Source organism: Sphingomonas sp. (genome assembly GCF_042091075.1).
Classification (GTDB): domain Bacteria; phylum Pseudomonadota; class Alphaproteobacteria; order Sphingomonadales; family Sphingomonadaceae; genus Sphingomonas.
In genome coordinates, this window is record NZ_JBELIE010000006.1 from 1 (window position 1) to 10,675 (window position 10,675).

At 67.4% G+C, this 10,675-nt stretch carries 11 protein-coding genes and 1 pseudogene; 6 read left to right on the forward strand and 6 right to left on the reverse strand.

Features of this window, described 5'->3' with window-relative positions; translation table 11 throughout:
* A pseudogene (locus ACFDSW_RS01220) lies at positions 1 to 235 on the forward strand (competence protein ComEC); the annotation flags it as partial.
* Positions 236 to 266: 31 nt separating this feature from the next.
* Here ACFDSW_RS01220 and lexA read toward each other — a convergent pair.
* From lexA to ACFDSW_RS01250, 6 genes are all read right to left on the reverse strand, one after another.
* Entirely contained in the window at positions 267 to 926 is a 660-nt protein-coding gene (gene lexA / locus ACFDSW_RS01225) for a transcriptional repressor LexA (protein ID WP_375248448.1), read from the reverse strand.
* Between the two features lie 61 nt (positions 927 to 987).
* Positions 988 to 2,172, reverse strand: coding sequence for a molybdopterin molybdotransferase MoeA (locus ACFDSW_RS01230; protein ID WP_375248449.1), 1,185 nt, complete (start codon positions 2,170 to 2,172; stop codon positions 988 to 990).
* 105 nt (positions 2,173 to 2,277) lie between these two features.
* Positions 2,278 to 2,745: a cyclic pyranopterin monophosphate synthase MoaC gene (gene moaC, locus ACFDSW_RS01235; protein WP_375248450.1), complete on the reverse strand. Its 468-nt coding sequence runs from the start codon at positions 2,743 to 2,745 to the stop codon at positions 2,278 to 2,280.
* Position 2,746: 1 nt separating this feature from the next.
* Positions 2,747 to 3,532 carry an indole-3-glycerol phosphate synthase TrpC gene (gene trpC, locus ACFDSW_RS01240; RefSeq protein ID WP_375248451.1) on the reverse strand — a complete coding sequence of 262 codons (786 nt, stop codon included), beginning with the start codon at positions 3,530 to 3,532 and terminating at the stop codon, positions 2,747 to 2,749.
* The gene (gene trpD, locus ACFDSW_RS01245) at positions 3,532 to 4,524 is read right to left on the reverse strand and encodes an anthranilate phosphoribosyltransferase (protein ID WP_375248452.1); all 993 of its coding nucleotides are present in this window, start codon (positions 4,522 to 4,524) and stop codon (positions 3,532 to 3,534) included. The genes trpC and trpD overlap by 1 nt, the downstream gene beginning before the upstream one ends.
* Positions 4,521 to 5,096 carry an anthranilate synthase component II gene (locus ACFDSW_RS01250; protein WP_375248488.1) on the reverse strand — a complete coding sequence of 192 codons (576 nt, stop codon included), beginning with the start codon at positions 5,094 to 5,096 and terminating at the stop codon, positions 4,521 to 4,523. Before ACFDSW_RS01250 ends, trpD begins: the two co-directional genes overlap by 4 nt.
* Positions 5,097 to 5,243: 147 nt before the next feature.
* Between ACFDSW_RS01250 and ACFDSW_RS01255 the strand changes: the two genes are divergently transcribed.
* The 5 genes from ACFDSW_RS01255 to purL all read left to right on the forward strand — a co-directional run bounded on the left by ACFDSW_RS01255 (position 5,244) and on the right by purL (position 10,633).
* Positions 5,244 to 5,699, forward strand: coding sequence for a hypothetical protein (locus tag ACFDSW_RS01255; RefSeq protein ID WP_375248453.1), 456 nt, complete (start codon positions 5,244 to 5,246; stop codon positions 5,697 to 5,699).
* 96 nt (positions 5,700 to 5,795) lie between these two features.
* On the forward strand, positions 5,796 to 6,521 hold the full coding sequence (locus tag ACFDSW_RS01260) for a hypothetical protein (RefSeq protein ID WP_375248454.1): 726 nt from the start codon (positions 5,796 to 5,798) through the stop codon (positions 6,519 to 6,521).
* 54 nt (positions 6,522 to 6,575) lie between these two features.
* Positions 6,576 to 6,896 carry an arsenate reductase family protein gene (locus ACFDSW_RS01265; protein WP_375248455.1) on the forward strand — a complete coding sequence of 107 codons (321 nt, stop codon included), beginning with the start codon at positions 6,576 to 6,578 and terminating at the stop codon, positions 6,894 to 6,896.
* Positions 6,893 to 8,314: a phospholipase D-like domain-containing protein gene (locus tag ACFDSW_RS01270; protein WP_375248456.1), complete on the forward strand. Its 1,422-nt coding sequence runs from the start codon at positions 6,893 to 6,895 to the stop codon at positions 8,312 to 8,314. The genes ACFDSW_RS01265 and ACFDSW_RS01270 overlap by 4 nt, the downstream gene beginning before the upstream one ends.
* A 102-nt stretch (positions 8,315 to 8,416) precedes the next feature.
* A complete protein-coding gene (gene purL, locus ACFDSW_RS01275) occupies positions 8,417 to 10,633 on the forward strand; it encodes a phosphoribosylformylglycinamidine synthase subunit PurL (protein WP_375248457.1) in 2,217 nt (738 codons plus the stop codon).
* Positions 10,634 to 10,675 lie beyond the last annotated feature (42 nt).

Below are 10,675 nucleotides of genomic sequence, written 5' to 3' on the forward strand. Positions count from 1 at the left end.
GACCGACGCACTGATCACACGCTGCATCGCCGCCGACGTGATCGTCAGCGATCGTCGGGTGCCGAGGCGATGCCGGGCGAGGTGGCTGACGCTCGATCGCGACACGCTGCGCTCGACCGGCGGGGTCGCGATCGACTTCGCCGCCGGCCGTGTCACCGCCGTGCGTCAGCCCGGTGACCTACATCCCTGGATCGCGGCCCCCGATCACCGATCCGATCGATGGCGATGGCGCTGATCCGGCGCGACGCGGCAAATCTGCGCGCCGCTCAGTCGTAGCGGCGCAGGATCCCCGCCAGCTTGCCCTGCACTCGTACCTGCGCGGGGGCATAACGCTGTGGATCATAGGCCCGGTTGGCTGGGTCGAGCCGGATCATCGCGCCCTCGCGCCGAAAGAACTTCAGCGTCGCTTCACTTTCTTCGATCAGTGCGACGACGATCTCACCGTCGCGCGCGATCTCCTGACGGCGGATCAACGCGAAATCGCCGTCGAGAATTCCCGCCTCGACCATCGAATCGCCCGCGACCTCAAGCGCGAAATGCTCCCCGCTGCCAAGCAGCGCCGCCGGCACCGGCAGCATCGTCGACCCTTCGAACGCCTCGATCGGCACACCGGCGGCGATCCGGCCGTGCAGCGGGATCTCGACCACATCGTTGGCGGGTTCGGGAACGACCCGCCGCGTGGACGGCGGCGCGGCCTTTTTCGGTTCGGGCCGTTCAGGCGTCTTCAGCACCTCCAGCGCGCGCGCACGATTGGGCAGCCGGCGCAGATAGCCGCGCTCTTCCAGCGCGCTGATCAGGCGATGCACCCCCGACTTGCTCTTCAGGTCAAGCGCCTCCTTCATCTCCTCGAACGAGGGGGACACGCCACTGTCGTTAAGGCGGTCTTCGATGAAGCAGATCAGTTCGTGCTGCTTGCGCGTCAGCATGGTTCGGGTCCCTTCCAGGTGCGAACGGATTGGGAACCTTTATGGAACACTTTGCCGCGCGTCAAGCGATCCGCAGGATATCTGCCGAGTCGCCCGCGCGTGCGGGTGGGGCGTGTGGCGGGCGGATGATCAGGCAGGTCGAGCGCGCAAGGGTGCGCAGCATCGAACTGTCCTGAATGGTCGACGCGAACGCCTGTCCGTCGCGCAGTTCGCCCCGCAAATAGTCAGTGCGATCATTGTTGGCGGGCAGCGCCTCGCCCAGGGTGACGCGGATCGGCCGGGGGAACGGATCGGCGGCCCCCGCAAGATGCGCCACCAGCGGACGGACGAACAGCAACGCGGTGACGAAGGCGGAGACGGGATTGCCGGGCAGCCCCAGCACCGCCATGCCATCCGCCCGTCGACCGGCCAGCATCGGCTTGCCAGGCCGCAGCGCGACCCGCCAGAAATCCAGCGCCACACCAGAGGCTTGCAGCGCCGGTCGGACGAGGTCGTGATCGCCCACCGATGCGCCCCCCGTCGTCACCAGCATATCCGCCGTCGTTCCCGCGAAGGCCGTGGTCAGGGCGTCTAGCCGGTCGGGCAGGATGCCCAGATCGACGATCTCGACCCCCAGATCCGCCAGCAATGCCCGCAGCAGCAACCGGTTCGATTCGGGCAGCATATCGGGCCCGGCGCTGCCATCAGGCTCGGCAAGCTCATCCCCGGTGGCGGCGATCGCGACCCGTACCCGCCGCGCTACCGGGATCGATGCCGCTCCCCCGGTCGCCGCCACCGCCAGTCGCGCCGCGGTGATCCGCTCGCCGGCCGCGATCAGGGTGTCACCCTCGGCGAAGTCGAGTCCGCGATGCCGCACGTTGCGGCCGAGATATGCCGGTCCCTCGCCGTCGAGCATCAATCGCTCGCCATCGCGCGCCGCTTCTTCCTGCACCATGACGGTATCGGCCCCCATGGGCATCGCCGCGCCGGTGAAGATGCGAACCGCTTCGCCCGCTCCGACCGATCCGGCGAAGGGGGCGCCGGCGGCGCTCTCGCCGATGACGCGGAACGGCCCGGGCAGATCGTCGAAGCGCAGCGCATAGCCGTCCATTGCCGACAGATCCCGGGCGGGCTGCGTCCGCGCCGCAATCACCGGGGCGGCGGCATAGCGGTTCAGCGCGTCGATCAGCGGCACGCGCTCCCCGGCGACAGGCGTGCCGAGCGCCAGAACGCGGCGCTGGGCTTCGACGATGGGAAGTAAGGACATCGTGGCGCGATCGCGAGCCACGCCCGCCGGGTCAAGCGATTCGGCCAAGGCGGCGGCCGCAGCATCGCAGGCGATATGGGGCCCGATGAGCCCCGTCACTGCCGCTCAGGCCTGCCAGTGCCCGGATCGGCCACCGCGCTTTTCCAGCAGACGAATGCCTTCGATCCGCATCGCCTTGTCGATCGCCTTGGCCATGTCGTAGATCGTCAGCAGCGCGACCGAAACCGCGGTCAGCGCCTCCATTTCCACGCCGGTCTTGCCATCGGTCGCCGCGGTCGCGGTGGCGGTGACGCCATCGTCCTCCACCGCCAGATCGAGCGACACGCGCGTCAACGGCAGCGGGTGGCACAGCGGGATCAGGTCACTGGTGCGCTTTGCGGCCATGATCCCCGCGATCCGCGCCACCGCGATCACGTCGCCCTTCTTCATCGTGCCGGCGCGGATCGCGTCGATCGCGGCGGGGGCGATCAGGATGCGGCCGGTGGCCACCGCCTCGCGTCGCGTGATCGCCTTGTCGCCGACATCGACCATGTGCGCGGCGCCATCGGAATCGAGATGCGTGAGATCCGCCACCTCAGCCGACCATGGCGCGGGTCGCGGCGGTGATGTCGTCCTGCCGCATCAGCGACTCGCCGATCAGGAAGCAGTGCACGCCGTTCGCCGCCAGTTCGTCGAGATCGGCGCGCGAGGTCAGCCCGCTTTCCGCAACGAAGGTGCAGCCGGGTGGTGCGTCAGCGACGAGATCGAAGGTGCGGCGGAAATCGACCTCGAACGTGCGCAGATCGCGATTGTTGACCCCGATCAGGCGGGAGCGCAGCCGTGCGGCGCGTTCCATTTCGCCCCGATCGTGCACCTCGACCAGCACGTCCAGCCCCTGTTCGATCGCCGCAGCCTCGCATTCCGCCAGCAATCCATCGTCAAGGGCAGCCACGATCAACAGGATCGCATCCGCCCCGATGCTGCGCGCCTCGATCGCCTGCCACGGATCGACGGTGAAATCCTTGCGCAGGACAGGCAGGTCGCACGCGGCGCGCGCCGCGATCAGATAATCCTCATGTCCCTGAAAATAGGGTGCATCGGTAAGGATCGATAGGCATGTCGCGCCGCCGTCGCGATAGGCGCGGGCATGCGCTGGCGGATCGAAGTCGGCGCGGATCAGCCCCTTCGACGGGCTCGCCTTCTTGATCTCCGCGATCAGCGCGTGGCCCCCGGCGGCGACGCGACGATCGAGCGCGGCGCGGAACCCGCGGGGTGCGGTCTGCGCGGCGGCACGGGCGGCAAGGTCCGACAGCGATGTGGCGGCACGGCGCGTGGCCACCTCATCACGCTTGGTGGCACAAATCGTATCGAGAATGGTCATTACCAGGCGATCCAGCGATCGAGCAGAATGTTCGCCGCCCCCGAATCGAGCGCCTCGGCGGCGCGCGCGGCGGCATCGGTCAGCACCGGGTCCGTGCCGGCAAGGATCAGCGCCGCGGCGGCGTTGAGGATAACGGCGTCGCGATAGGCGCCGCGCTCCCCGCGCAACAGCCGGCGTAACGCGGCGGCGTTATAGGCGGGATCGCCGCCACGGATCGCCGAGGTCGGATGGCGCGCCACACCGGCATCTTCCGGCACGATCCGCGCGGCGATCGGCACCTCGCCGACGACGACCACGCGCGTCGGGCCCGCGCCGGAGATTTCGTCCAGTCCCTCTTCCCCGGACACCACCAGCGCGGCATCGCTGCCGAGCTGCGCGAGCGCCTCGGCATAGATCGGCGCGTAATCGGGTCGCGCGATGCCGATCAGTTGACGTGTGACGTGTGCGGGGTTGGCAAGCGGCCCCATCAAATTGAAGATCGTCCGGCGGCCGATGCGCCGGCGGATCGGGGTGATCCGCCGCATCGCGGGATGATGGTTCGCTGCGAACAGGAAACAGATGCCAAGCTCGCCCAGCGTAGCCTCCGCCTGCGCGCCGGCACGCTCCATATCGAGCCCGAGCATCTCCAGCGTATCCGCTGCCCCGGCCTTTGAAGAGGCGGCGCGATTGCCATGTTTCGCGACCGGCACGCCGCATGCGGCGACGACCAGGCTGACCGCCGTGGAGACGTTGAGCGTGTGCTGGCCGTCGCCCCCTGTTCCGCAGACGTCGATCGCCCCCGGTGGCGCGACCACGGCGATCAACCGCTCGCGCATCGCGCGCGCTGCTTCCGCGATCTCGACGCTGGTCTCGCCACGCTCCGACAGACGTATCAGGAATTCGGCGATCGCCTCCTCGCTGACGCGCGCGTCGAGAATGTCGGCGAACGCCTGCGCGGCGCTCTCGCGTGACAAGGGAGATGACGGATCGGGTAACTGGATCAGCCCGGTCATCCGTGAGGGAACCCCGCCACGCGCAGGAAATTGCCGATCAGCGCATGGCCATGTTCGGTCGCGATGCTTTCGGGATGGAATTGCACCCCGTGGATCGGCAATTCGCGATGCCGCACCCCCATCACCGAACCATCCGGCGCAGTCGCATTGACGGCCAGTGCCTCGGGTACGTCGGTGACGATCAGTGAATGGTAGCGGGTCGCGGTGAACGGAGACGGCAGGTCGGCGAACACGCCCGTGCGGTCATGCTCGACAGGGCAGGTCTTGCCATGCATCAGGCCGCCACGCACCACCTTGCCGCCGAAATGCTGGCCAATCGCCTGATGTCCCAGGCATACTCCGAGCAACGGCCGGCGCGCCTCCGCACAGCCGGCGACCAGATCGAGGCTGATGCCCGCTTCGTTCGGGGTGCATGGGCCGGGTGAGATCAGGATCGCCTGAGCACCGCTCGCCAGCGCGTCAGCGGCGCTCAAGGCGTCGTTGCGGACGACACGCACCTCGACCCCCAGCTCCATCACGTAATGGACGAGGTTCCACGTAAAGCTGTCGTAATTGTCGATTACCAGGATCATGGGCGCCAGGATCATGGGCAACGCCATAGCCGATCGACGCGGCACCGCAACTGTTGCGGCGCGGCAATCAAATGTCATGCGGTGGCGATGTCGCTGGGGGAAAGAAGTGCCAGGCCGCGCGTTGGCACGGAAGAGAAGGAGTTTGTCATGCTACGCTCGCTGGTTACGCTCGGTTTGCTGATGATGCCGATCGCCACGGCACAGGGCGTGGCGGCACAGGGCGTGGCGGCGCAGACGGTCGACGCGAATGATCGCGGACGCGTTCCGCAACGGGTACGCAGTATCACGCTGGAGGGCAATGAGGCCTGTCCCCAGGCGCAGGGTGATGAAATCGTCGTGTGCAGCCGGATCAGTCCCGACGAACAATTCCGCATCCCGAAGCAATTGCGCAACACCGCCGAACCCAGCGCGCGCAACCAGGCATGGACCAATCGCGTCGCCGTCGCAGACCGCGCGGGCCGAGTGGCGGCGGGTATCCCGGACACCTGCTCGCCGGTGGGCACCGGCGGACAGACGGGGTGTTCGATCCTGTGGAACCAGGCATTCGCTGCGGAGAAGAAGGCCGCGGAAAAGAACGACTCGATGATTCCGGGCGGCCGATAAGCGATTCCGGGCGGCCGATAAGCGTCGGAATGGGTACGGCGGCATGTCGTACCCCTGCTGGTTCGCGTCTGGCCGTTCGCGTGTTCGCCCGTACTGATGACGGGCGAAGCGGTTCGGCGTAAACCTCGCGATATGTTCATCGGCCATTACGCCCCCGCCTTTGTCGCCGCGGCGCTGCCGCGCTCGTCGCGTCTGGGTCCTTTGTTCGTCGCCGCTCAGCTCGTCGATATCGCCTACTTCCTGTTCGTCCTTCTCGGGATCGAGCGGATGCGGTTGACGCCCGGACTGACCGCGATGAACGCGGGCGACTTCTGGTACATGCCCTATACGCACAGCCTCATCGGTTCGGCCGGCTTCGCCGCCGCCTGGGCGATCGTCGTGCGCATGACGGGCGGATCATGGCGGGTGGCCTGGATCGGGGCGGCGGTGGTGGCATCGCATTGGTGGCTCGACTGGCTGGTACACGCCCCGGATCTGACCCTGCTGGGGGTGGGCCGGCGCCATGGGCTTGCGCTGTGGAACCGGCCGATGGTCGCCATGCCGCTCGAGCTGGGTCTGACGGCACTGGCAGTCACTTTCTATGCCTCACGGACCCGCGCGCATGGACTCGCCGGGCAGATGATGCTGGCGCTGCTCGTATCAATTCTGGTGACGCTGCAACTGATCGACTGGCTGACCCCGCAGCCCGCGAACATGATCGATCCCGCACCGGCGACGGTGCCGCTGACCGCACTTGCCGCCTATACGCTGCTCGCCCTGCTTGCCTTCGCGACGCAGCACTGGCGGCGTATCGGGGGTGGTAACGCCGCCGCTATGCTGTAGGAACACCCGCGCGCTACCGCGGCGCACAGGGCGACACCGGCGGACTGAGGGGCGATGAAGGCGACGATCTGGCACAATCCCCGCTGTTCGAAGTCGCGTCAGGCGCTCGATCTGCTGCGCGATGCCGGCGTCGAGGTAACCGTGGTGGAATATCTGCGCACGCCGCCGACCCGCGACGAACTGGCGCGTCTTTATGCCCGCGCCGGCATCGCGCCGCGTGACGCCTTGCGCAAGGACGCGGGCGCGGTGGCGAATGATGACGCGGCACTCGACCTGATGGTGCGTGATCCCGCGATGATCGAGCGGCCGCTGGTGGAAACCGCGAAGGGCGTTCGTCTGGCGCGGCCGCCCGAGCTGGTTCGGGACCTGCTGTGATCCTGCCTGACCGCGCGTTCTGGCGAAAGGCGCGCGCTACCCGCGCCAGCGTGATCGTCGATGCCGACGCCTATTTCCGACGCGCGCGGGAGGCGATGCTGAATGCGCGGCACCAGATCATGCTGGTCGGCTGGGATTTCGATGCCCGCATCACGCTCGCTTTCGAGGATGATGCGTCCGAGGTGCCCGTCACCGTCGGCGACTTCATCGGCTGGCTGGTGAAGCGGACGCCGGGGCTGGAGGTCTATCTGCTGCGCTGGGACAAGGGCGCGCTGAAGACGCTGTTCCGCGGGCAAACCTTGTGGACGCTGATGAAATGGCGCTTCCTGCAGAAGCGGATCCACCTGTTGCTCGACGGGCATCATCCGGTCGCGGCATCGCATCATCAGAAGATCGTCGTCATCGACGACGACTTGGCCTTTTGCGGCGGCATCGACATGACGGACGAGCGCTGGGATACGCGCGCGCATCGCGATGACGATCCGCATCGCCGGTCGCCGGGCGGCACGCCCTACAAGCCGTGGCATGATGCCACCACGGCGCTGGAGGGGCCGGTTGCGGTCGCGCTCGGCGAACTGTGCCGCACCCGCTGGCAGGTGGCGGGGGGCGAGGCGATCGTGGCACCGCCACCGCGTCGCGGCGCCTGCTGGCCGGCCAGTCTCTCCGCCGACTTCACCGATGTCGATGTCGCCATCTCCCGCTCCCAGCCGGATCATGGCGGCCTCGCGGCGATCCGCGAGATCGAGGAATTGTATCTGGCGCTGATCGCGGCGGCGACCACGTGCATCTATGCCGAGAGCCAGTATTTCGCATCGCGCCGGATCGCCGAGGCGATCGCGGCGCGTGTGGCGGAGGATGATCCGCCCGAAATCGTCATCATCAATCCGGTCAGCGCGCAGGGCTGGCTGGAGCCGATCGCGATGGATACCGCGCGGGCACGGCTGGTAGAGCAAATCCGGCGGCGCGATCATCGCGGCCGGTTTCGGCTATATCATCCGGTCACCGCGCGCGGCCAAGCGATCTATTGCCATGCCAAGGTGATGGTGGTCGACGATCGCGTCATCCGGGTCGGCTCGTCCAACTTCAACAACCGCTCGCTTCGGCTCGACACCGAATGCGATGTGACGATCACCGACGAGCCCGAGACGATCCGCCGCATTCGCGACGACCTGCTGGCGGAGCATCTCGGCGTCGCGGTCGACCGGGTCGCGCGCAGCGTCGCGGAGGAAGGCCTGATCGCGACGATCGAGCGGCTGCGCGGACAGGGGCGCACGCTGATCGCCTACGAAACGCCCGAATTGAACGGTGTCGAGGAATGGCTGGCGGACAATGAGGTGCTGGACCCGGAGGGGCCGGAGGAAATGTTCGAGCCGTTCACCGCGCGGCGGGGCTTGCTGCGGCGGTTGCGGCGTCGATAGCCAGCGGGGCGCCCGGTCTCGGCGCGGGGAATGGCGGCGGTGGCCGACGGACGGCGCGCTTGCCCTTTCCCCGTCGCTAGCATGCCGCTATGCGCCCGCACCATGACCGTCATCACTCCCGAGATCGTTGCCGAACACGGCCTGTCGTCCGACGAATATGATCGCGTGCTGCACGCGCTGGGCCGCGAGCCCAACCTCGTCGAACTGGGCATCTTCTCGGTGATGTGGTCGGAGCATTGCAGCTATAAATCCAGCCGCATCCACCTGAAGAAGCTGCCGACCGAGGGGCCGCGGGTGATCTGCGGGCCGGGCGAGAATGCCGGCGTGGTGGATATCGGCGACGGCCAGGCGGCGATCTTCAAGATGGAGAGCCACAACCATCCGTCGTATATCGAGCCGTATCAGGGCGCGGCGACCGGGGTGGGTGGCATCCTGCGCGACGTCTTCACGATGGGCGCACGGCCGGTCGCGAACATGAACGCGCTGCGTTTCGGCCGCCCCGACCACCCGAAGATGCGGCACCTGATTTCGGGCGTGGTACACGGCATCGGCGGCTACGGTAATTGCGTCGGCGTGCCGACGGTGGGGGGGGAGGTGAACTTCCACCCCGCCTATGACGGCAATATCCTCGTCAACGCGATGACGGTGGGTATCGCCGATACCGACAAGATCTTCTATTCGGCGGCATCCGGGGTCGGCAATCCGATCGTCTACGTCGGCAGCAAGACCGGGCGCGACGGCATCCACGGCGCGACGATGGCCTCCGCCGATTTCGGCGAGGACGCGGAGGAGAAGCGGCCGACGGTGCAGGTCGGCGATCCCTTCACCGAAAAGCTGCTGATCGAGGCGTGTCTGGAACTCATGGCCTCCGACGCGATCGTCGCGATCCAGGATATGGGCGCGGCGGGGTTGACGTCTTCCTCGGTCGAGATGGCCTCCAAGGGTGGGGTCGGCATCGAGCTGATCATGGACGACGTCCCGCAACGCGAGGACGGCATGACCCCCTATGAGATGATGCTCTCCGAATCGCAGGAGCGCATGTTGATGGTGCTCAAGCCGGGTCGCGAGGATTTCGCGCGCGCGATCTTCGAGAAATGGGAGCTCGATTTCGCGGTGATCGGCCATGTCACCGACACCGGGCGGATGGTGCTGAAGTTCAGGGGGGAGACCGTCTGCGACATCCCGCTCGGCCCGCTTGCCGACGACGCCCCGCTCTACGATCGCCCGCACGTGCCGACGCCGCCCGCCAAGGCACTCGTCGATGTGCCGGAAAGCAGGGATCCGGCGGCCGACCTGCTGGCGCTGATGGGCTCACCCGATATCGCCTCGCGGCGCTGGATATGGGAACAATATGACCATATGGTCGGCGCCGACACCGTGCAGCGCCCGGGCGGCGATGCGGCGGTGGTGCGGGTGCACGGCAGCGGGAAGGCGCTGGCGATCACCACCGACTGCACGCCACGCTATTGCTTCGCCGACCCGGTGGAAGGCGGCAAGCAGGCGGTGGCGGAGACGTGGCGCAACCTGACGGCGGTCGGCGCCGAGCCGCTGGCGATCACCAACTGCCTGAACTTCGCCAATCCGCAGCGGCCGGAAATCATGGGGCAGATCGTCGGTTGTCTCGACGGCATGGCACAGGCGTGTCGCGCGCTCGATTACCCGATCGTGTCGGGTAACGTCAGCCTGTATAACGAAAGCAAGGCGACCGGCGGCGGCTCGGCGATCCTGCCGACCCCGGCGATCGGCGGCATCGGGCTGCTACGTGACTGGCAAAAGAACGCGACGATCGCGTTCAAGCAGACCGGCGACATCATCGTCGTGGTCGGTACGCGGCGTGGCGATCTCGGCCAGTCGCTCTGGCTGCGTGAATTGCACGGCCGTGAGGATGGCCCGCCCCCGCGCGTCGATCTTGAGGCGGAGCGTCGCACCGGCGACTTCATTCGCGCGCAGATCGCCGCGGGGCATTTGGGTGCGGTGCATGACGTGTCTGACGGCGGGATCGCGGTGACGATCGCCGAAATGGCGCTGGCGGGCAATATCGGCGCGATGATCGATCGCGCCTTGCCGTTCGACACCGCCGCGTCGCTGTTTGCGGAGGATCAGGGCGTGTATATCGTCACGGTCCACGATCACGCGCTGCTCGACTTCCTCCAGGCCGCGCTCGACGCCAATATCGAGGCGGAGCCGCTTGGGCGGACGATCGGCACGCGGATCATCTTCGAGTTGCGCGACGGCGATTATTGCGTGCCGCTGGATGACCTGCGCGCCGCCCACGAAGGCTTCTTTCCGAAGCTGATGGATGGAGAGGTGGCGGTCTGAGGCGCGCGTCCGGCCCCCCCGTCAGGGCATAGACCGGACGGG